The sequence below is a fragment of the Shewanella sp. 5S214 genome (genome assembly GCF_041439795.1).
GTDB lineage: Bacteria > Pseudomonadota > Gammaproteobacteria > Enterobacterales > Shewanellaceae > Shewanella > Shewanella vesiculosa.
Genome location: NZ_JBGOOV010000002.1, coordinates 201,646 through 222,353 on the forward strand (window position 1 = coordinate 201,646; position 20,708 = coordinate 222,353).

Below are 20,708 nucleotides of genomic sequence, written 5' to 3' on the forward strand. Positions count from 1 at the left end.
CACCGGTTTATCGCCACTGCAATTATTGTGTGACAAGCAATAATTGCTCAGCGTAATGAAGAGTCAAACTGATTTAACAGATAATCATCAACTCTCTCCTTATAAACAGACTTTAGATCAACAGGTATCTTGATTCGATGAGCCGTAAAGCAGTGATGACCACAGATAAGAAACAAGCCATTTTAGATTCAGCTTTACAGCTGTTTGTAAAGAAAGGCTTTAATGCTACATCGACCGCCTCAATAGCCAAAGCGGCTGGCGTGGCAACGGGCACCTTGTTTCATCATTTTCCAACCAAAAAAGACATCATGAGCCAGCTGTTCTTATCCATTAAACAAGAATTTGCGACCAATATGATCAGCAATACTGATTTTAGTGGAGATATTGAACAAGATGCTAATACTCTATGGCAAAAAGCCATCGATTGGGCGATTGCACAACCGTTAAAGCAACTATTTTTTTTGCAATATTCGATGTCAGCAGACATTGATGCTGACGTCAGAAAGCAAGCGATGAATAGCATTTTAGGATTTGTGGTCGAGCTGATTGAGCAAGGTAAACAACAGCAGATTATTGCAGACTTTCCCAATGCCTTATTACTCGAAAACTGCCATGGGCAGTACTTAGCGGCGATTCGATTCTTTACCGACAACCCCAATTTAGGTGACGATGATGCGCACAGGAACGCTAGTTTTAGATTATTTTGGCAAGCAATGAAAGCGTAGCCTACTGAACACTGTATTATTCATCTACACTAAAACCGCTTAAATCAATTTCTTCATTGTCTGCTGTTATCTGGGTATCAAAATCTAATTGAGGTGTATGCGCGGTTTGCAGGGTTTGAAGCTCAAGCTGTTTCGCTTTATGAATGGCATACTGGCGACGTCGTTTACGCTGTAAACACAAACGGATCACATCTTGCTTTTGTAACTCGCTAAACGTCATCCAGTTAAAACGTTCATCGCGACTACGATGGCAGCCCATACAGTAGCCGCGACTGTCTGACTGACAAACGCCGATACAAGGGCTTGGCACCGCAAAAAAACTTAACTGTTCCATCATTAGAATGCTTAACCTCAGCGAATATTGTTAAATGCCAAATATACGATATAGTCATTAATAGTTTGCTTTGATAACGGCTCAGAACCGACTAACGTCGTTATCGAACACCTTGATATTAAGGTTATACTAATTGAGTTAATTTTGTACATTATTGCACGTTAAAGGAAGTCTTATGACAACACCACAGCGTTCAGGTAAGTTTTTTACTCAAAAAATAGCGCATTATCAATTCATTACCCTAATCTGTAGCCTGCTATTACTGACATCTTGCACGGTAAAACCCAAGCAAGATTATGATGTTAATTACGATTTTTCTGTACTCAAAACATTCAGTCAGCTCACCGTAAAACAAACCGATGATCCGTTAACCGCTGATCGTATTAATGCCGAAATTAAACAAACCTTACTTAATCAAGGTTATGTCTTTACTAAAGACAATGCTGACTTTTTAGTGAGTTACGCATTTTTCACTGAAGACGAAGAGCAAGATTCTGGGTTATCTTTTGGTTTAGGCTCTGGAACGTGGGGCGCTAATGGTGGGTTAATCGTTGGAACAAGTATGGGGATCCCTCTAGGCAGTGACACGGCTAAAATTCAAACGATTCAAATTGATATTATCGACCCTGCCAGTAAACGCTTAATTTGGCGTGGCACTAGTCAGTATCGCTATGATCAAGGTGGCGAATATAAAGTGAAAAGTATCCAGCAAACTATCATCGCTATTTTGGGGCAATTTCCACCCAAAAAAGAATAATAGCCTTAATTTTACTCTCGGTAATAATCGATGCACAGTGGCTGATCAAATATCTATTTAGCAATGAGTCACTTCACGGTAAACTAAGCGCCACATTACTTTATTGACCCAGTTGAAATGACGACAGAAACATACAACCAAGCTTTATTAACACTTGCGCTAGCTGGAATAGAAGCCATAAATACTTCGGCATCACAACACAAATCCGTCAGAACACCAGCACAAGAAAGCCATTTTTTATGTAACTGGATGGTTGAGTCGTTAAAAACAAAACGCTTTTCAAAGCTCATGGCAGACGACTTAACAACTTGGATCAGTCAAGCAAGAAGTCAAGGTGCAGGAGCTCAACTGAAACGTTTGTTAACCTGTATTGCAGATCAATATCAACAAGCTAACAACAGTACTATTGCGACCGGTGCAGGACTTAAAGGCCTTTTAGCCGCCTTGACGGAACAAAAGTGGGTGGTGATCACCGATACCGATATAGATGTAAAATTAAAACTCGGCAGCGATGGTCAATCCAGTATAGTCATCTCAGCAAAACAATTTAATCAGCATATTGTTGACGATAAAATTGTTAAACCCATCTCAATGTACATTCGCGGCGACGAAAAACTGGTCGCTCGCTTAGCACTAGAACAAGGTTTATTACTCAGTCAAGCCAATAAAAAGACTTCTCTGATCAAACACCATAAAACTTACATGCTAATGCCAAGTAATTTACATCCAAGTTTATGTTTGCTGTGTCTTGACCTTTATTAACTATCAATAGTTGATATAGTCTTGATACAAAAATAAGGAATCACCATGAAAAAACGTTTTATAGCACTTTCTTGCTTTGTGATGTTTTTTTGTGGTTCGACAGCTCAAGCCGCTACAGTTCTTAAGTACAACGTCAACGCCTCAAGCAGTTGGGTACCTTATTATATTGCTGACTCAGCAGAAGAGCCTGGAATACTAGGAGAGCTGGTACCTTTACTGCTGGCAAAAGCCAATATTGACATTGAAAAACATAACTTCCCGCCAAAAAGAACCAATTATGCCCTCGATAGCGGCTTATTAGATTTCGACTTTGTTAGCCCCGATTGGTTTCCTAATAAGGATTTAGGCACGCTTTTTGTACAATCTGATCCCATAATAGCTATCCAAGAAAATATTATTACTTTGGAGGAAAATGCTAAAAACTGGCAAAATATCAATAATATTAAAGGCAAAGAAATAGGCACGGTACGTGGTTATTTGTACCATGATGATGCGCAATATACTCGGGTCGATTTTGTTTCAGAACGCGATCTCATCAAGGCCCTGTATAAAGAAAGAATTGATGCGGCTATCTGCGGCGACTTACCCGCTTTATATTGGGCTAAAAAACTCAACAGTCCTATCAGCCTTGCGGCAATTCATACACAAGGCGAGTTAGTGATGCGTCTTCGTAAAGAGCACCTAGCCTTGTTACCACAAATCAACGCCGCTATTGCAGAATTTAATCAAAATGGTACAACTCAAAGTATTATCGATAAATACACCAAGCAAGATGTATTTAATCGATAATGCGATTGCCTACTACTACTGCCAATATACTACAGGCAAATTAAAACGGATTTACGCTGTAGCCTTCATGAGCCAACACGGCATGGGCAGTTAACGCCGATAATGCCATCTCAACGCCGGGCAATAAATCGTCAGGGGTAATGCCATAATATGCTGCGGTTTGACCACATACATAAAACTTTGCGCCATGCTTAACTAGCTGAGCAATTAAGTCTTTATTGACATTTTTTTGTCCCGCATTGAGCTGCTGGTAAACACTATCCTTGGTCATATCATTCGCGGCTTTACCATGCACCACCATAGCAACTGAAATATCTTCAAGCTTAACCCCAGCTGCCACATGCATGTTGATAAAACGCGCTAAGGTATCAATACTACGATTCAATTCTGCAGGTTTTGCTGCACTACTTAAATCAAAAGCGACTTTGAACTTCATTCCAGCAGGTATCACTAAGCTACTATTTACTTCAGCTATTTTGCCATAATCCTTAATTATCGGCCCTGATTTAAATGCCTCAGTCCCAGCTGAAGCGGTAAATGATAAAGAGGTCATTAAGGTAAATATCGCCGCTGCCAAAACACATTTACGGGCTGAATGTAAACTGACTCTCATTATATTGATATTCCTTATAGCTATTATTATGGTTACTCTAGCACTGATTTATACTTATGATTCATGCCGTTTCTGAGTATAATTACGCCCTCAAAACTACCACGAAAGAATGATATGTCAATTCGTCCAATTACCGCTAATGATTGGCCCGCTATTATGGCGATCCAAGCGCAATGTTATGTTGAACTAACACCAGAATCGCTTGAGGTTATGCAAAGTAAATGGCAACTCTCGCCTGCTAGCTGTGTGGTATTTGAACGACAAGGTAATGTGCTAGCTTATGCTCTTGTTCACCCGTGGCAAAGAGGCGATGCCCCGTCACTGAACCGTGAATTAAAGGGGCCTATTGAGAGCAACAGCTGGTATTTACATGACATGGCTATCTCACCCAATGCACAAGGTATGGGTGTTGGTAAGCAGCTATTTACCTACCTAATTAATCAGGCTAAAACATTAATGCTCAATGGTATTGGATTAGTTGCAGTGCAAGGCGCACAAACATATTGGCAACAGCAAGGGTTTAAACCTGAACCCACCTCAGCAAAGCTAGCACAATCATTAGAAAGCTACCCTACTGGGGCATGTTATTTATATTTACCCTTATGATAAAAACTCGCGCCATGTTGCTATCGGTTTATAACCACTGTGCGTTTAACACTCTATGACATTACTAATCAACTTAAGCAGTAACGTTGCGGCTTTATTAGGGATCTCGCCGATTGAGATATCCTAGGGTGTGTTGATGTTTCAAGGTTATTTTGCAGTGAATGTTTGGTCTATAACGGCAACAGTAGCCAATAAGACTAGGGCTTAGGAATGAAGTTATGCAGCATAAAAGCCGATAACGCAGGAGCGATGGCCAGTAAACACTGCCCGAAGGTCCAGCTAAAATCGTGTTGCTGTTTGTTGAGCGAATCTTGCTTAAATTGCTAGGCGGCTATCCACTCGCCTCGATTAACACACGTTTACATTGAACAAAATTCAACCAACAAAGTTCAATTGTTTCTAGTGGTGAAAAATTTATTGCCAGTTACAGCAAATCGGCTTGGTTATAACGAGATGAACGTGGGACAATTAACCGCTATGCAAGAGGCCGCTAACTTTACTGTATTTGCCCTTTTGTAGTTTGGTATCTCAAAGCCCCACGAATAGCTTAACAACTTGCAGGCAGAATCTGCATTTTTAGGTACCATATTGTTTATTTTTTACAGTGAATTACATTAATTTCAGGAGTTTACATGGCGCGCCAAGTGATTTACACCTTTAAAGGTCAAACCAAAACCATCGCTTTTAGCTATGACATACATCGCGATCTTTATGAAGCAGCCGCTGAAGCTGAAGGGATTGACTTAAAGAAATTTTTGGCCATGGAACAACAAGTTGCCTTAACGTCAAAAAAAGGCGCTAAAGCAGAAAAAGAATTTCGCAAGACCGAGTTTGCACGTTTTGGTTTTAGTAGCATTAAATTTGTTCGTGAAGATGATGATATTTAATCATTTTGATATCAATAAGGACTGTCTATGTTGAATTCAGATCATGCTAATTTCCCTCGTGCGAGTTTTATTCGACGTTTAGGTGCTATGGCGTATGACTCAATGCTCGCAGTAGCCGTTTATATGTGTGCTGGTGCCTTGGGCTTTGGGGTGTTCTTTGCTTTACAAAGCAGTGGCCTTATCGCGATGAATGGTCATGAACACGTGTCAGATCTACTTAATAACACCCCCATTTATCACGGCTTTTACCAACTCTGGATAGCGCTTTGTGTTGGCGGATTTTATGCCATATTTTGGAGTAAAGGCGGGCAAACCTTAGGTATGCGCGCTTGGCGACTCAAAGTGCAACATCCTAACGGTCAAAACCTGAGTTTTATTACCGCATGTGCTCGAATCGTGTGGTCTTTACTGGGTATTGGTAATCTATGGATTATCATCAATGATGACAAATTAGCATTACAAGACAAGATGACTCGTTCAGAAGTGGTAGTGCTGTCTGTAGAAGCCAATCAAATGCGAAATTGGCGTGGCGCATAGCACATTCACCCACGGCTAATGGGTAGTGTTAAAGCAAAAAAATGGCAACCAGAAGGTTGCCATTTTTTTACAGATTATCGATTAAATGTTCAGTGTTATTTGCGAATATAATACAAAGCTAATCCGGTAAATAACATGCTAGGAGCAATTGCACCGACTACTGCGGGCAATTCGTACACTATGCTCATAGGCCCAAATATCTCATTACTAATATAAAAACTAAAACCAGCGACCACACCCAACAACACGCGAGCCCCCATGGTTACGGTACGTAATGGTCCAAACACAAACGATAAAGCGACTAACATCATTACAGCGACGGTGACGGGTTGCATAATCTTGCGCCATAATGCCAGCTCATAACGACTCGGATCTTGTTGGTTAACTTTTAAATAATCTAAATAATCAATTAAGCCACTTATGGATAATGCTTCAGGCTTAATCGACACAACACTCAACTTATCTGGGGTTAATGTAGATTGCCACACATCGGAATCAAGAAAATCTCGCACCACTCTATCATCGACCACAGTGGTGTTCTCAACCACAGATAATTGCCAAGCATCATCCCTAAATTGAGCGCTTTTAGCATGTGTCACTCTGGTTAATTCTTGTTGGTCATTAAACTCATATAAACTAATATTATTCAGAGTATTAACGTCTTGAACCTCACCGATATTGACGAATAAATCACCATCTTTCGCCCAAATACCTCGATGAGATTTAATTAAACTTCCGCCAGATATTTTAGTCGCTTGAAGCTCTTTAGCACTTTTCTCAGCAATAGGTGCACCCCATTCCCCCAGAGCCATAACCAGAATCATCAATGGAATCGCTGTTTTCATCGCCGATTGGGTGATTTGTAAGCGCGACATACCTGAAACTTGCATCACCACTAACTCAGAGTTAGATGCCAGCATGCCCATACCAATTAGCGCACCAAGCAGCACTGCCATTGGGAAAAACATTTCAATATCTCGAGGGATCAAAAACAATACATAGATAGCAGCATCGAGCATGGTATAAGCACCCCGCCCAACCAAACGTAATTGATCAACCCACTTAATGATGCCAGATAAACCGGTCAAAATAAGTAAACATAAGCCAGATGTACTAACGATCATCCGCGCAATATACAGGTCTAATATTTTCATAGCGTCACCTGCTTACGTTTAAATAAGCCCAAGAACTTCATCCCTGTTGGTCGCTCTTTAATTAATAACAATAATCCTAACATGAGTGCTAATGCATGGATCCACCACATGCCTAAGAACTGCGGCACCACCTCATCTTGCAGTGCTTTTCGCCCTGCAATCATTAATCCGAAATAACCTAAATACAGTAAAATAGCGGGGAACATTTTGGCAAACTTCCCTTGGCGAACATTCACTCGCGCTAATGGCACGGCAATTAAGGTCAACAATGGAATTGAGATAGGGATCGCCAGTCGCCATTGAAATTCAGCCGCCGCTTCCGACCCTGGGGTATCCAATAGTTCATTGACTGGCAGTGCAGAAAGTTTACGTCGGCGCTCATCGACTTCTTGTTCTTTGATTTCCATTTTATAGCCGCCAAACTCAATCACTTGTAATTCGAGTGATTTAGGGCTGCCTTGATAACGAAAACCATTGTCGAGTTGTAATTGTTGACTGCCGATATTATCTTCAACCACCCGACCTTTTTTGGCCACAACAATATTAGTTAAGCCATTCTCATCTTCTGGGTCGGGCAGCTGCGCGACAAAAACTTTATCTAACGTATTGTCTTTATTTATTTTTTCAACAAACAATACCGCGCGGCCATTTGGGCTTGCTTGAAAACGGCCTTGAGTTAGTGCTGCAAGACCAGCTTCAGACTGAGCCTTTTCTAGTACTTGATTTTGGCGTTCTTCTGCCCAAGGTCCGACGTAAACAGACAAATAGGCCGTGAACAATAAATTAGCAAATGCGACTAATAACGTTACTCGAGTGACATACCACTCACTGACACCAACACCATGCAAAACGACCATTTCATTTTCAGAATACATGCGCCCGTGAGCCAACAATATCCCTAAAAAGAAACTCAGCGGTAACACCAATACGGTTAATTGAGGCAAGTTTAAGCCCAATAATGTCATCACTAAAGAAGCCGGAAATTCACCATCTGAGGCATCTGCCAACACGCGCACAAACTGTTGGCTAATAAAAATAGTTAGCAGTACCAAAAGTACCGCAAATTGCGCTTTTAAAACTTCACTAATAAGATATCTAAATACAATCACAAGTATGATCCGGTGGCTAAACTTATCTTTTTACTGGTATCAGAGCAACTTTCATGTAAACTGACTACTTTCAGCAGTTTTGCTAGTTTTCTGACCAGCGCGGAAGGTGCTTTGGGGTCAAGGTTAACATCTATTTGGGCTGCCAATTTGCGCCTCTTTTTCGTTAATAATCCCAAACAGTTATCACCTTTTCGTTGATTATATGCCAGATGGCCTAATGCAAACATTATCTAATAAATATAAAAATTTGTCTTTAAGAATCTAGGAGTGCTCATGGAGTTTAGCGTAAAGAGCGGTAGCCCCGAAAAGCAACGTTCAGCCTGTATCGTTGTTGGCGTATACGAACCTCGCCGTCTGTCTGGTATCGCAGAGCAATTGGATAAAATCAGTGAAGGTTACATTAGTAACCTCCTTCGTCGTGGTGACCTTGAAGGTAAACCAGGACAAATGTTGCTATTGCATCATGTACCAAACGTATTGAGTGAACGTGTTTTACTGGTTGGTTGTGGCAAAGAGCGTGAGCTAGACGAGCGCCAATACAAACAAATTATCACAAAAACCATCAGTACCCTAAATGAAACCGGTTCAATGGAAGCTGTTTGCTTCTTAACTGAACTGCATGTCAAAGGCCGCGACACCTACTGGAAAGTTCGTCAAGCCATTGAAAGCACGCAAAATAGCTTATATTCATTTGATGCATTAAAAACCCGTAAAGGCGAAACTCGTCGTCCATTACGTAAAATGGTATTTAACGTACCAACACGTCGTGAATTAACTATTGGTGAGCGTGCCATTGAACACGGCACCGCAGTATCTGCAGGTATGCATTTGTGTCGTGATGTCGCAAACATGCCACCGAATATTTGCAATCCAGCTTACTTGGCTTCACAAGCCCGCCAAATGTCTGAAGTTTACGAAAGCTTGAAAGTGACCACCATAGGTGAAGAGCAAATGGCCAAGTTAGGCATGAACTCTTATTTAGCCGTAGGCCGTGCAAGCAGTAACGAATCAATCATGACCGTGATGGAATATCAGGGCGCAGTTGATAGCACCGAAAAACCTATTGTGCTTGTCGGTAAAGGATTAACCTTCGATTCTGGCGGAATTTCATTAAAACCTGGCGAAGCCATGGATGAAATGAAATACGACATGGGCGGCGCTGCTGGTGTGATTGGCACCATGAAAGCACTATGCGAAATGAAGTTGCCTATCAACGTCATTGGTATTTTAGCCGGTTGTGAAAACATGCCTGCGGGTAATGCTTACCGTCCTGGTGATATTTTAACGACTATGTCAGGTCAAACAGTTGAAGTGCTTAATACCGATGCTGAAGGCCGCTTAGTATTGTGTGATGTATTAACTTACGTTGAACGCTATGATCCTGAATTAGTGATTGATACAGCGACCTTAACCGGTGCCTGTGTTATTGCACTCGGTAAACATGCGTCTGGCTTATTCAGTTCACACAACCCATTAGCCCATGAGCTATTAAATGCTGGTGAGCAAAGCGGTGACCGCGCGTGGCGCATGCCGTTATGGGATGAATATCAGGACATGCTAGACAGCCCATTTGCTGACATGACAAACTTAGGTGGTCGCCCAGCGGGGTCGATTACTGCGGCGTGTTTCTTGTCTCGCTTCACCAAAAAGTACAACTGGGCGCATTTAGATGTCGCAGGTACAGCTTGGAACAGCGGCGCGAATAAAGGCTCTACTGGTCGTCCGGTACCGATTTTAAGCCAATTCTTAATTAATCGTGCTGGAGTTGAAATCAACGAGTAATCGTTTGGTTTATTTAAGTACATATTGAAAGGGTAAAGCCTAGTGCTTTACCCTTTTTTGTTATCAATGAGGTAAGTTAAAGTACAAGCTCACCCACATGATTGATGCCATCGATTAGGCTAACCATTGACGATGTAATTGCTCACTATCACCTAGGTAATCTAATACCCAAGCCAATGCAGGTGACATTTGATCGTCATTCCAAGCTAAACAACAAGCACTAGGCTGTTTCACTTTATGCAGTTTTTTACACACTAATTGACCAGATTTAATCAAAGGTGCTGCCAAATGTTCTGGCATGTACCCAATCCCCAGTCCTTCAACAAAACAGTTAATTGCGCTGTGCCAGTCAGGCACCACTAACCGTCGCTGATTCGTTAACAACCAAGTGATCCGCTTGGGGATCTCACGGGAAGTATCTTCAAGACAAATAGATGGAAAACCTCGTAACTCATCATCACTTAGTGGACGCATTATCTTGGCTAATGGATGCCCTGCACTGACCACAAACAGCCAATCAATATTACCCATGTTAGTGTATTTGAATGTCCCGCCAACCGGATTTGCAGTTGTCGCACCAATGGCGATGTCACTTAAGCCTTTGGCAAGCGCTTCCCAAACACCGTTAAAAACTTCGATACGAATAATCAGTTCAACATCATGAAACTGTCTGTAAAAATCTGCGATTAATGCATGCATGCTGTCAGTTCTGGCAATATTATCTAGCGCAATAGATAACATAGGTTTCCACCCATTAGCGACTCTAAGGGTATCTCGTTTCATCAATTCCATCTCGCTAAGAAACTGACGTGCTTTGGCTGCAAAATGTTTTCCCGCAGGAGTTAGGCTAACGCTTCTATGGTGGCGAATAAATAGTTCAACCCCGAGTTCTGTTTCAATTTGCTTAACTGAGTAGCTTATAGCAGACGGTACTTTATGCAGTTTTTTTGCTGCAGCAGTAAAACTGCCAGTTTGAGCAACAACATCAATTAGCTCAAATATTTGTTGTGAAAGCATATCTATTTAACTCATTTAATGGCGGTATTCATGGGATATAACAGGACAAAATGAATCATGTGCTAAGGGCATAATCGGATTCAATTATGCTTTACAATAAGCGTCCAATCAATTTTTTTGATGACAGAATTCAAAAATAAACGTTTTAAGCTAATTAAGTAAACCATTAAGCTAACAGGCTTTATTGAAACAACGAAAAAGACATGTTTAAAATGAGTAACAAAGACCTAATAATTAACAAAAAAAACACTAACATTACATTTTACCTCTTCCTGTTTTATTTAGCCTTAATGAGTATGTTAGGTTTCATTGCTACCGACATGTACCTGCCATCATTCAAATCTATTGAAGGGACTTTTAATGCCAGCACTTCTGAAGTGGCCATATCGTTAACCAGCTTTTTGGCAGGACTTGCAATTGGACAGTTATTATATGGACCATTAGTCCATAAAGTAGGTAAACGTAATTCACTGTTTATTGGACTAAGCGTATTTATGTTGGCAAGTGCTCTGATTGCACTCAGTGACAGTATGATGGCGATGAATATTGCCCGCTTCTTCCAAGCGATTGGCGCTTGCAGTGCTGCAGTCATTTGGCAAGCGATTGTGATAGAACAATACCCAGCCGATAAAGCTCAAAATATTTTCTCTAATATTATGCCTTTAGTGGCATTATCTCCGGCATTGGCGCCCATTGCTGGCGCAATGATACTGAATAGTTTTGGCTGGCGCGCGGTGTTTATTAGCTTGTGTATTATAGCTGTGCTGTTGATTGTCATGACCTCTATTTTTGTCCCCAAAGAAACTGTGAGCCTGCATAAAAGTAAGCCTAATATTGGCTATCAACAATTACTGGCTAATACACGATACTTAGGTAATGTGATCATTTTTGGCGCCTGTTCTGGTGCTTTCTTTGCTTACCTAACGCTTTGGCCTGCGGTGATGGAACAGTATGGTTATGCTGCGACTGAAATTGGCTTAAGTTTTATACCTCAGACCATTATGTTTATTGTTGGTGGCTACTCGAGTAAGTTACTGATTAAAAAGTGGGGAGCTCAAGTCAGCTTGAACTGTTTACTTATTTTCTTTGGTTGTTGTGTTACAGCCATTTTTGTATCCAGCGTGATCCTCGATACTGAAACGATCTTACCACTGCTAGTTGCATTTTCATTACTCGCAGGAAGCAATGGCGGTATTTACCCGATTGTGGTTAATAATGCCTTGCAACAATTCAGCAATAACGCATCCAAAGCTGCTGGATTACAAAACTTTCTTCAAATCACCATCGCTTTTGGGGCATCAAGCTTGGTTGCCGTGTGGGCGAGTGCTGGCGATAATGCCATTGGTTGGGGAATCCTAGCCTGCTCCATTCTGGTTGTGGTAGGCCACTGTATTAAAAGTCATGATTCTTGGGCGAGCATTCGCGAGAATTTTACCTTTCCCGACCCGGCAAGACTATCTCAAGCCTTCACCAAACATGATCAATAACTGTGATGTGGCGATAAAATAATCATCATATGATGGAGTTATAATTTGCCTATAACTTCATCATCTTTTAGGTTGTTTATCGAACAATTTAACGCTAACGCTTATAGTCAAATTAACAATCACAAGGAAGTGATTGAATGACGCAACACAACCGCTTGATAATGTCATTAGCAGTGACATACAAATAAAGAAGCGGTTGCTTTGCATATACGCTAACCAACGCGCTCTTTGCAAAAGACCATCCGCAAGTTCATTTCATCCCCCATCCTTTACCCCATTTAGTTACCTAGACGATGACCGTTTAAACGGTTTTTCAATCGATATTATTCAAGCGATGATGGAATATACCCAGCCAACATTGAAATGCCTCCCCTTTAATAGAGCTTTTCAGTTATTAAAGTCGCAACCAAACACGGCGTTATTTGTCATTGCTAAAAGGCCGGAAAGAGAAGTAAACATGAAATGGGTAGGCCCCATTATTAGTAGCGGAGTGTATTTTTACCAAAAGCGTAATTACGGACTATCACTAGCAGATTTAGAAGACTTAAAACGAGTCCGAAATGTCGGCGTAGTGCTTGGTAATGATGATAGCACCTACTTAGACTCCCAAGGCCTCATCAACCTCAGTACTGACAAATACCAATTGCAATCGTTCAAAAAACTTAACTATGGTCGAGTTGGTGTTGCACCTATGAGCGAGCTAGTAATGCCTTTTTTGGCAAAAGCAGCCGATATCGATATCAACTCAATAGAGCGTACTCCTATTAAGTTGTACGACTCTACCTTATATATTGCGTTTTCAAACGACACCACTGATGAGGCGGTTGCACTATGGCTGCAAATATTTGACGAGTTAACATCATCAGGGATGTACCAAACCATTTAGCAAGATTATTTTCCAACTGATACCGATTTTGCTAAACGATAACGGATCATTAATTTCCAATACATAACAACTGCAATAGATAGTTTTTACTATTGAATTTTCGTTACCCGCTAAATATGCTTAATGCAATCTCCCCAAAAGATCCTCTCTAAACCAAACTGACTAAGAATAAACAATGATTAACTTGTTACATCTAAGTAACAAATTTAATATAAAACCCAAAATAGCTTAAATGTATAATTTAATGAAATAAAACTCACTGAAAGGAATGTTCAGATGAAGGCGATGAAAGTCATACTCATTTCAATAGTCAGCGCGTTGGCGCTTTTTGGGTTAATGGCTATTTTATTGGGCTGGCTACTCAGTTCCATGTGCGGTAATAACGTTTACACCGAATCACTTTCATTAGATAAAATGTACAAGGCTGTTATCTTTGAAAGAAGTTGCGGCGGCGCTTCTGGCCATTCAACCCAAATATCAATCATAAAAGCTGACGAGCAACTGTGTGACAATTGCGCTGGCGACGTGCTCGTTGCCAATGGCCATCCTAACAACAATAAACTCAAATTAGTATGGCTGGCTCAACATGATTCACAAGGTCAACAACTGCAAATTCATATTCCAGCTGATATCGCAATTGAGACTCAAGAAACTACTTGGTCCTCTTGGTTTGACAGTATCGATATTTCCTACCCTGTATTTGACCATTACCCATCAGCCTGTGAACAAACGCCGCAACCTAAAGCGTGTCAGTTTGTGACAAATGATCAGAAACTTATTGATGTGTTAATCAAGTATGAAGGCTTTAAAAACCATAAAGCACTGGCTGTATCGGTTAACGATATGGGTAATGTTAGATATGGATACGGTTTTGGTTATGACTCAATGTTAAAAGCACAACGCAGAGCTTTAAAAGAGTGCACCAAAGGGACTAGTCCTACTCATGTAAAGTGTGAGTTAATCCGCTAAGGAGACCGAATGCGATTTGACTCGTCAGCAACACAAAACACATATCATTGATAATCAAAAAATAGCTGCCTGTTACGACCGCTTCAGCACTCGTTTTAGCTTATCAGTCAATCAGCAACAAGTTTATAGTCGGCTACTGCTGTTAAGCCCATGGCGCAAACAGCACATAATAATTAATAACATCCCCTACAATTTAACCATTAGGTGGTTTGTACTGTGGCGTTCAAGCTTAACGCCAGCTCAACCATCTCCTCAACGTCCATCCATCACAGAGCTATTACCGCAACGGCGAAGAAAATCCATTGTGATAGCGATCTATGCCGGATTAATAAGCGCGATTAAACTCACGTTGGTGATATTGAGCTATTCTAACCTCATATAAATATCGCACCTCACAACCATTAACCCACGGCCTATTTTAGTGTAAACTCGAGCTCATCTTTTTAACCTGTTAAAAGCATCACTATATGACTCAAGCCTTGTTTTACCTTATGCCTGATAATCATAATCAAATGAGTGCATTAGATGCGCTGTATTTAGCTGCGTGCAGGTTAGCTGAACAACAATATCGCCAACAAAAAACCGTCTACATTCACTGCAAAGACAAACAGCAAGCGTATGCAATTGACGAATTACTGTGGCAATTTGAGCCCAACGCTTTTGTACCACACAACTTAAAAGGTGAAGGCCCGATAACGGGTGCACCTGTGGAAATTGGTTTTGATACCTTAGGGCCAAATAAAAGTCGCCAAGTTCTGATTAATCTTGCAGACCAAATGCCCAGTTTTGCGGTAAACTTGCCCCATATTATCGATTTTGTCGCTAATGATGACGAACTCAAGCGCATTGCTCGCAATCGCTACCGTCAATATCAGAATGTAGGCATTACGCCCAGCACTCAAACATTAGCTGAATAAACACTTAATTTAGATAGAGAACATAACGCTCCTATGGAAAAAACATACAACCCAAAGTCTATCGAACAAGCCCTTTACCAAAACTGGGAAGAGCAAGGTTACTTCAAGCCGCATGGTGATGAATCAAAAGGCAATTACTGCATCATGATCCCGCCACCGAATGTAACAGGTAGCTTGCACATGGGTCATGCCTTCCAAGATACCATCATGGATACCCTTACCCGCTTTGAGCGCATGAAAGGTAAAAATACCTTGTGGCAAGTCGGCACCGACCACGCGGGTATCGCGACGCAAATGTTAGTTGAGCGTAAGCTTGAAGCCGAAGAAGGTAAAACTCGTCATGATTTAGGCCGTGACGCTTTTATTGATAAAGTGTGGGACTGGAAAGAACAGTCTGGCGGCACTATTACCAAACAGCTTCGCCGCATGGGCGCATCAGTTGACTGGGATCGCGAACGTTTCACTATGGATGAAGGCTTATCAAAAGCGGTTCAAGAAGTGTTTGTTCGCCTGTACGATGATGAATTGATTTATCGTGGTAAGCGCCTAGTTAACTGGGATCCAAAGCTACACACCGCCATTTCAGATCTGGAAGTTGAAAACAAAGAGAAGCAAGGCCACATGTGGCATTTTCGCTATCCTTTGGCCCAAGGCGCATTAACTAGCGATGGTAAAGATTACCTAGAAGTCGCCACGACTCGCCCAGAAACCATGCTAGGTGACAGCGCAGTAGCCGTGCATCCAGATGATGAACGTTATCAGTCTTTGATTGGTAAATTCATTCTATTGCCTGTCGTAAACCGTTTAGTACCGATTGTTGCCGACGATTATGTCGACATGGAATTTGGTACTGGTTGTGTAAAAATCACTCCCGCCCATGACTTTAACGACTATGAAGTTGGTAAACGCCATCAACTGCCTATGTACAACATCTTCACCTTAGATGCCGCCGTACGTAGTTTTGTTGAAGTGATAAACACTGATGGCACCCCAAACAAAGACATCGAAATGGCCTTACCAGAGCGTTATGCTGGCCTGGATCGTTTTAAAGCCCGTGATGCTATCGTGGCTGAATTTGATAGCTTAGGTCTACTTGAGAAAGTCGCTCCGCACGGCTTAAAAGTGCCTTATGGCGATCGCTCAGGTGTGGTGATTGAACCATTATTAACCGACCAGTGGTACGTGGCCGTGCAGTCAATGGCCAAAACGGCGATTGAAGCAGTTGAGAATGGCGACATCAAATTTGTACCGCAACAATACGAAAATATGTACTTCTCGTGGATGCGCGATATTAAAGACTGGTGTATTTCACGTCAACTTTGGTGGGGACACCGAATTCCAGCTTGGTACGATGAAAACGGTAAAGTCTACGTTGGCCGTAACGAAGCTGAAGTCCGCGCTAAACACAAATTTGCCGACTCAGTAATATTACGTCAAGACGATGACGTATTAGACACTTGGTTTAGCTCGGCATTATGGACTTTCTCAACCTTAGGTTGGCCTGACAACTTAGAAGACTTAAAAACCTTCCACCCAACCGACGTGTTGGTCACAGGTTTTGACATCATCTTCTTCTGGGTTGCGCGGATGATCATGATGACCATGCACTTCATTAAAGATGAAGATGGCAAGCCACAAGTACCATTTAAAACCGTTTACGTTACCGGTCTTATCCGTGACGAAGTCGGCAATAAAATGTCAAAGTCTAAAGGTAACGTACTTGATCCATTAGACATGATTGACGGTATCGAGCTTGAAACCTTAGTTGAAAAGCGTACTGGCAACATGATGCAGCCGCAACTGGCGGCAAAAATTGAAAAAAGTACCCGTAAAGAGTTTGCCGACGGCATTGAAGCTCATGGTACCGATGCACTGCGCTTTACCTTAGCTGCAATGGCTTCAACCGGCCGCGACATCAACTGGGACATGAAACGTCTTGATGGTTACCGCAGTTTCTGTAACAAGTTATGGAATGCGTCACGTTACGTGTTAATGAACACTGAAGTGCAGACAGATCCAGATAGCGATGAAGCTGGCGAGCCTTTAGATTGCGGTCAACTATTGGTTGATGGCAAACCAGGTGCGATGGAATTGTCGCTAGCCGATCGTTGGATCATTGGTTTATTTAACCAAACCGTGAAAACCGTTGAAGACCATATGGCTGCTTACCGTTTCGACTTAGCCGCTAACACCTTATACGAGTTCACTTGGAATCAATTCTGTGACTGGTATTTAGAATTAACCAAGCCTGTTATGCAAAATGGCACTGAAGCGCAAATGCGCGGCACTCGCCACACTTTGGTCAATGTGCTTGAAAAAATGCAGCGTTTAATGCATCCATTTATGCCGTACATTACCGAAACGATTTGGCAACGCGTTAAACCGTTAGCTGGCGTCACTGGTGACACCATCATGCTAGCATCGTTCCCAACTTATCAAGCAGATGAGGTTGATGCGACCGCGATGGCCGATCTTGAATGGGTTAAGCAAGTGATTGTAGCCGTACGTAATATTCGTGCAGAGCTTAATATAGCCCCATCAAAGCCGCTTAATGCGTTACTGCGTGGTGTCAGCTACGAAGATCGTATACGTCTTGAAGCAAACCAAACATTCTTTGCTAGTTTGGCTAAACTTGAGACGATGACTATTTTAGCGGAAGGTGAAACGGCGCCAATGTCGAGTACTCAGTTAGTCGGCAATATGGAGCTATTAATCCCAATGGCAGGTTTGATCGATGTTGGCGCCGAAATGGCCCGTATCGATAAACAGCTAGAAAAGCTTGCTCAAGAAATTGCCCGTATTGAAGGTAAATTATCTAATCAAGGTTTTGTGGCTAAAGCCCCTGCGGCAGTTATAGATAAAGAACGCGCTAAGATGGCAGATTTAACTCGTGACATTGAAAAATTAAACGAACAAAAAGTCGAATTAGCTAAGATTTAACTGAAAGCCTCTATTTACCTTGGGGTTTACTCAGTTTACACAAAACGTTCTATAAAAAACCAGCGAGTAATTCGCTGGTTTTTTATCTTTGTTGATGTGACTCATGGCAATAATTAACGCTTTATTTTGTTCAAAATTGAAACTTTGATATCTCACTTTACATTTTTGGTGTATAAGCTTCGGCCAATATCATCATTCTATTTTATGGGCTAAAACCATGTCTGATAAATTCTTTTTTAAAGGTCGTCAAACCCCTAAGCCGGCTTATGGCGAAAGTGGTTATAACACCAAGCGCACAGCTAAACCTGGTACAGAAGCATTACCGCTTAAGTTGTCTGTGCAAACCGAGGCGCGTAAAACGGAAGTTGCCGCAATGGTTGCTGAAAAACAACTCTTTGCCAATATCACTATTGATGCTGACAAGCCTGAAAACATTATCGAATTAAGTGGTTTATTGAATAAACCTAAAACGGTAAAGTCTGAAGCTAAGCCTAATCGCAATGATGCTTGTCCTTGTGGCAGTGGTAAAAAGTACAAAAAGTGTTGTGGAGCCTAAACCGTAACAACAAGCTTAGCCCTGAGTATTTACATTTTTATATCAACATATCAAATGAGCATGGCCGTTACGCAGTTACAGATTTTTAAGCTGTTACGAGCCAATGATTAAATAAAAAAGCGGATCATTTGATCCGCTTTTTTATTGGTTTTGGATATTTCTGCAGAACTTAGGTAAAGTGTCAGCCTTTGTTATAAAAATGATATAGAACATAAAATAAAAGGGTGACTTATGAGCACTAATTCACATTCAGGCAACGATCTGAGTGAAGTAAAACAATTGGGAATGTGGGCCTCTATCACCAGTCTTGGCTATATATTTTGGCTCGTTGGCGGCATGGAGCTTGTTGAACGTATCGCCTATTACGGCGTCAAAGCCAGTGCAGGCTTATACGCTAAGTCTCCGGTGTCACAAGGCGGTTTAGGCATCGACTTGCACGACTACGGTATTATTCTTGCTGTTTGGGCAATGCTACAAACCTTTATTCCTGTTATCACTGGCGGAATTTCTGATCGAGTCGGATATAAAGAAACTATCTTTGTGTCCACGATTATAAAAATTTCGGGTTATCTCACCATGGCTTTACTGCCCAATTTTTGGGGTTTCCTTATTGGTGCGATGTTACTCGCTGCAGGTACAGGGGTCTTTAAACCCGGTATTCAAGGCACTTTAGTGCTGTCGACAAAACGCGAGAACACCTCTATGGCTTGGGGGATTTTCTACCAGGTCGTTAACATTGGTGGCTTTCTCGGCCCATTGGTGGCGGTGCACATGCGTCAGCTATCTTGGGACAACGTCTTTTATGCTTGCGCCGCGATAATCTCATTTAACTTCTTATTTTTACTGGCTTATAAAGAGCCGGGTAAAGCTGATCGCATAGAGCGTGCACGCCAAGTAAAGTCAGGAGAACGGCAACAAGAAGCACTGTGGAAAGATGCCTTAAGAGAACTTAAAAAACCAATAGTAATTTACTACATGCTGGTGTTTGCTGGTTTTTGGTTTTTATATAATTCACTGTTTGACGTATTACCGATCCACATTGCCGAGTGGGTAGATACTAGCGTTATTGTCACCTCGCTATTTGGCCCTGAAGGCACCAGTAACGGCATATTACAGTTCTGGTTGGGATTAAATAATGACGGAACTAAGGTCATGCCAGAAGGCATGCTAAACCTGAACGCCGGTATGATCATGACCACCTGTTTTTTAGTGGCCGCGTTTACCGCAAAATACCGGATCACCACCACTATGCTATTTGGCTGCATCTTAAGTATTGCCGCGATTATGTTAGTGGGCGTATTTAATGCGGCATGGATGATTGTGCTGGCAATTGTGATGTTTTCTTTCGGTGAAATGATGATTAGCCCAAAGAAAAACGAGTTTATGGGTAATATCGCCCCTGAAGGCAAAAAAGCCATGTACTTAGGCTTTGTCATGTTGCCGCAAGGGATTGGTTGGACATTAGAAGGCTACTTTGCCCCTAAGCTTTACCAAATTTACGCCTCTAAAGAGATCATCTCTCGAAATGAACTGGTTAGCCGTGGCATGAGCCAAGTAGATGTTGATAGCATTCCGCAAGGTGAAGCCTTTATGCGCTTAGTCGACTTTACTGGCATAGAAGCACAACCCCTAACGCATATGCTTTATGAAGCCAATAATATCGGCATGGCTTGGTATATTATCGGTGCGATTGGGATTATTTCTGCGGTGGGTATTTTTATTTATGGAAAATGGTTATTGACCATGCAACGCCAACAAGAAGCTTAATTAAACAGATGGCATAACACTTACCAGTAGGTTTAGATTAATGAATAAAAAGGGAAGCAGCAATGCTTCCCTTTTGTTTTCTTGTCCTAAATACATTGGTCGTTTTTAATCAAC

Annotated in this window: 20 protein-coding genes; 15 read left to right on the top strand and 5 right to left on the bottom strand. The window is 41.6% G+C overall.

Annotation, left to right across the window (positions count from 1 at the left end):
- Window positions 1-137 precede the first annotated feature (137 nt).
- The gene (locus ACED29_RS02185; protein WP_347689530.1) at window positions 138-725 is read left to right on the top strand and encodes a TetR/AcrR family transcriptional regulator; all 588 of its coding nucleotides are present in this window, start codon (window positions 138-140) and stop codon (window positions 723-725) included.
- 16 nt (window positions 726-741) lie between these two features.
- On the opposite strand, the gene ACED29_RS02190 is transcribed toward ACED29_RS02185, so the two are convergent.
- Window positions 742-1,059 (bottom strand): DUF1289 domain-containing protein, encoded by a 318-nt coding sequence (locus tag ACED29_RS02190; protein ID WP_124015702.1) that lies wholly within the window; start codon window positions 1,057-1,059, stop codon window positions 742-744.
- Between the two features lie 175 nt (window positions 1,060-1,234).
- On the opposite strand from ACED29_RS02190, the gene ACED29_RS02195 reads away from it, so the two are divergent.
- From ACED29_RS02195 to ACED29_RS02205, 3 genes are all read left to right on the top strand, one after another.
- Entirely contained in the window at window positions 1,235-1,816 is a 582-nt protein-coding gene (locus ACED29_RS02195; protein WP_207891311.1) for a DUF4136 domain-containing protein, read from the top strand.
- Window positions 1,817-1,933: 117 nt separating this feature from the next.
- Entirely contained in the window at window positions 1,934-2,578 is a 645-nt protein-coding gene (locus ACED29_RS02200) for a DUF2913 family protein (RefSeq protein ID WP_182697835.1), read from the top strand.
- A gap of 45 nt (window positions 2,579-2,623) precedes the next feature.
- Complete coding sequence (locus ACED29_RS02205) at window positions 2,624-3,367, top strand: substrate-binding periplasmic protein (protein WP_371696885.1); 744 nt, start codon at window positions 2,624-2,626, stop codon at window positions 3,365-3,367.
- A gap of 40 nt (window positions 3,368-3,407) precedes the next feature.
- Here ACED29_RS02205 and ACED29_RS02210 read toward each other — a convergent pair whose 3' ends face one another.
- Entirely contained in the window at window positions 3,408-3,980 is a 573-nt protein-coding gene (locus ACED29_RS02210) for a DsrE family protein (protein ID WP_371696886.1), read from the bottom strand.
- A gap of 114 nt (window positions 3,981-4,094) precedes the next feature.
- Here ACED29_RS02210 and ACED29_RS02215 point away from each other — a divergent pair, with 114 nt between their 5' ends.
- The 3 genes from ACED29_RS02215 (at window position 4,095) to ACED29_RS02225 (ending at window position 6,010) form a co-directional block, all read left to right on the top strand.
- A complete protein-coding gene (locus ACED29_RS02215; protein WP_371696888.1) occupies window positions 4,095-4,586 on the top strand; it encodes an N-acetyltransferase family protein in 492 nt (163 codons plus the stop codon).
- Window positions 4,587-5,218: 632 nt separating this feature from the next.
- Window positions 5,219-5,473: a DUF2960 domain-containing protein gene (locus ACED29_RS02220; protein WP_124015653.1), complete on the top strand. Its 255-nt coding sequence runs from the start codon at window positions 5,219-5,221 to the stop codon at window positions 5,471-5,473.
- Window positions 5,474-5,500: 27 nt separating this feature from the next.
- Window positions 5,501-6,010 (top strand): RDD family protein, encoded by a 510-nt coding sequence (locus tag ACED29_RS02225; protein WP_124015652.1) that lies wholly within the window; start codon window positions 5,501-5,503, stop codon window positions 6,008-6,010.
- Between the two features lie 95 nt (window positions 6,011-6,105).
- Here the strand turns inward: ACED29_RS02225 and lptG are convergent, their stop codons facing one another.
- The gene (gene lptG / locus ACED29_RS02230; RefSeq protein WP_124015651.1) at window positions 6,106-7,164 is read right to left on the bottom strand and encodes an LPS export ABC transporter permease LptG; all 1,059 of its coding nucleotides are present in this window, start codon (window positions 7,162-7,164) and stop codon (window positions 6,106-6,108) included.
- Window positions 7,161-8,273 (bottom strand): LPS export ABC transporter permease LptF, encoded by a 1,113-nt coding sequence (gene lptF / locus ACED29_RS02235; RefSeq protein ID WP_124015650.1) that lies wholly within the window; start codon window positions 8,271-8,273, stop codon window positions 7,161-7,163. Before lptF ends, lptG begins: the two co-directional genes overlap by 4 nt.
- A gap of 273 nt (window positions 8,274-8,546) precedes the next feature.
- Here lptF and pepA point away from each other — a divergent pair, with 273 nt between their 5' ends.
- A complete protein-coding gene (pepA, locus tag ACED29_RS02240; protein WP_124015649.1) occupies window positions 8,547-10,055 on the top strand; it encodes a leucyl aminopeptidase in 1,509 nt (502 codons plus the stop codon).
- Window positions 10,056-10,169: 114 nt separating this feature from the next.
- Here pepA and punR read toward each other — a convergent pair whose 3' ends face one another.
- Window positions 10,170-11,072, bottom strand: a complete 903-nt coding sequence (gene punR, locus ACED29_RS02245) for a DNA-binding transcriptional activator PunR (RefSeq protein WP_182722071.1) — start codon at window positions 11,070-11,072, stop codon at window positions 10,170-10,172.
- Window positions 11,073-11,284: 212 nt separating this feature from the next.
- Between punR and punC the strand changes: the two genes are divergently transcribed.
- From punC to ACED29_RS02280, 7 genes are all read left to right on the top strand, one after another.
- Complete coding sequence (gene punC / locus ACED29_RS02250) at window positions 11,285-12,559, top strand: purine nucleoside transporter PunC (protein ID WP_371696890.1); 1,275 nt, start codon at window positions 11,285-11,287, stop codon at window positions 12,557-12,559.
- Window positions 12,560-12,692: 133 nt separating this feature from the next.
- Window positions 12,693-13,445 carry a substrate-binding periplasmic protein gene (locus tag ACED29_RS02255; protein WP_371696892.1) on the top strand — a complete coding sequence of 251 codons (753 nt, stop codon included), beginning with the start codon at window positions 12,693-12,695 and terminating at the stop codon, window positions 13,443-13,445.
- A gap of 276 nt (window positions 13,446-13,721) precedes the next feature.
- Window positions 13,722-14,414: a hypothetical protein gene (locus tag ACED29_RS02260; protein ID WP_371696894.1), complete on the top strand. Its 693-nt coding sequence runs from the start codon at window positions 13,722-13,724 to the stop codon at window positions 14,412-14,414.
- 467 nt (window positions 14,415-14,881) lie between these two features.
- A complete protein-coding gene (locus ACED29_RS02265) occupies window positions 14,882-15,331 on the top strand; it encodes a DNA polymerase III subunit chi (protein ID WP_182722076.1) in 450 nt (149 codons plus the stop codon).
- Window positions 15,332-15,364: 33 nt separating this feature from the next.
- Window positions 15,365-18,271: a valine--tRNA ligase gene (locus ACED29_RS02270; RefSeq protein WP_371696895.1), complete on the top strand. Its 2,907-nt coding sequence runs from the start codon at window positions 15,365-15,367 to the stop codon at window positions 18,269-18,271.
- A gap of 217 nt (window positions 18,272-18,488) precedes the next feature.
- A complete protein-coding gene (locus ACED29_RS02275) occupies window positions 18,489-18,827 on the top strand; it encodes a PBPRA1643 family SWIM/SEC-C metal-binding motif protein (protein ID WP_124015643.1) in 339 nt (112 codons plus the stop codon).
- A 231-nt stretch (window positions 18,828-19,058) separates the two neighbouring features.
- Window positions 19,059-20,594: an MFS transporter gene (locus tag ACED29_RS02280; protein WP_371696897.1), complete on the top strand. Its 1,536-nt coding sequence runs from the start codon at window positions 19,059-19,061 to the stop codon at window positions 20,592-20,594.
- Window positions 20,595-20,708: the final 114 nt, after the last annotated feature.

Bases quoted from the DNA above. Each gene is read 5' to 3' on its own strand.
- ACED29_RS02270 (WP_371696895.1), top strand. From the start codon at position 15,365: ATGGAAAAAACATACAACCCAAAGTCTATCGAACAAGCCCTTTACCAA.
- ACED29_RS02215 (WP_371696888.1), top strand. From the start codon at position 4,095: ATGTCAATTCGTCCAATTACCGCTAATGATTGGCCCGCTATTATGGCG.
- ACED29_RS02260 (WP_371696894.1), top strand. From the start codon at position 13,722: ATGAAGGCGATGAAAGTCATACTCATTTCAATAGTCAGCGCGTTGGCG.
- ACED29_RS02210 (WP_371696886.1), bottom strand. From the start codon at position 3,980: ATGAGAGTCAGTTTACATTCAGCCCGTAAATGTGTTTTGGCAGCGGCG.
- punC (WP_371696890.1), top strand. From the start codon at position 11,285: ATGAGTAACAAAGACCTAATAATTAACAAAAAAAACACTAACATTACA.
- ACED29_RS02190 (WP_124015702.1), bottom strand. From the start codon at position 1,059: ATGGAACAGTTAAGTTTTTTTGCGGTGCCAAGCCCTTGTATCGGCGTT.
- ACED29_RS02195 (WP_207891311.1), top strand. From the start codon at position 1,235: ATGACAACACCACAGCGTTCAGGTAAGTTTTTTACTCAAAAAATAGCG.
- ACED29_RS02185 (WP_347689530.1), top strand. From the start codon at position 138: ATGAGCCGTAAAGCAGTGATGACCACAGATAAGAAACAAGCCATTTTA.
- punR (WP_182722071.1), bottom strand. From the start codon at position 11,072: ATGCTTTCACAACAAATATTTGAGCTAATTGATGTTGTTGCTCAAACT.
- ACED29_RS02280 (WP_371696897.1), top strand. From the start codon at position 19,059: ATGAGCACTAATTCACATTCAGGCAACGATCTGAGTGAAGTAAAACAA.
- ACED29_RS02200 (WP_182697835.1), top strand. From the start codon at position 1,934: ATGACGACAGAAACATACAACCAAGCTTTATTAACACTTGCGCTAGCT.
- lptG (WP_124015651.1), bottom strand. From the start codon at position 7,164: ATGAAAATATTAGACCTGTATATTGCGCGGATGATCGTTAGTACATCT.
- ACED29_RS02220 (WP_124015653.1), top strand. From the start codon at position 5,219: ATGGCGCGCCAAGTGATTTACACCTTTAAAGGTCAAACCAAAACCATC.
- ACED29_RS02265 (WP_182722076.1), top strand. From the start codon at position 14,882: ATGACTCAAGCCTTGTTTTACCTTATGCCTGATAATCATAATCAAATG.
- ACED29_RS02275 (WP_124015643.1), top strand. From the start codon at position 18,489: ATGTCTGATAAATTCTTTTTTAAAGGTCGTCAAACCCCTAAGCCGGCT.
- ACED29_RS02205 (WP_371696885.1), top strand. From the start codon at position 2,624: ATGAAAAAACGTTTTATAGCACTTTCTTGCTTTGTGATGTTTTTTTGT.
- pepA (WP_124015649.1), top strand. From the start codon at position 8,547: ATGGAGTTTAGCGTAAAGAGCGGTAGCCCCGAAAAGCAACGTTCAGCC.
- ACED29_RS02225 (WP_124015652.1), top strand. From the start codon at position 5,501: ATGTTGAATTCAGATCATGCTAATTTCCCTCGTGCGAGTTTTATTCGA.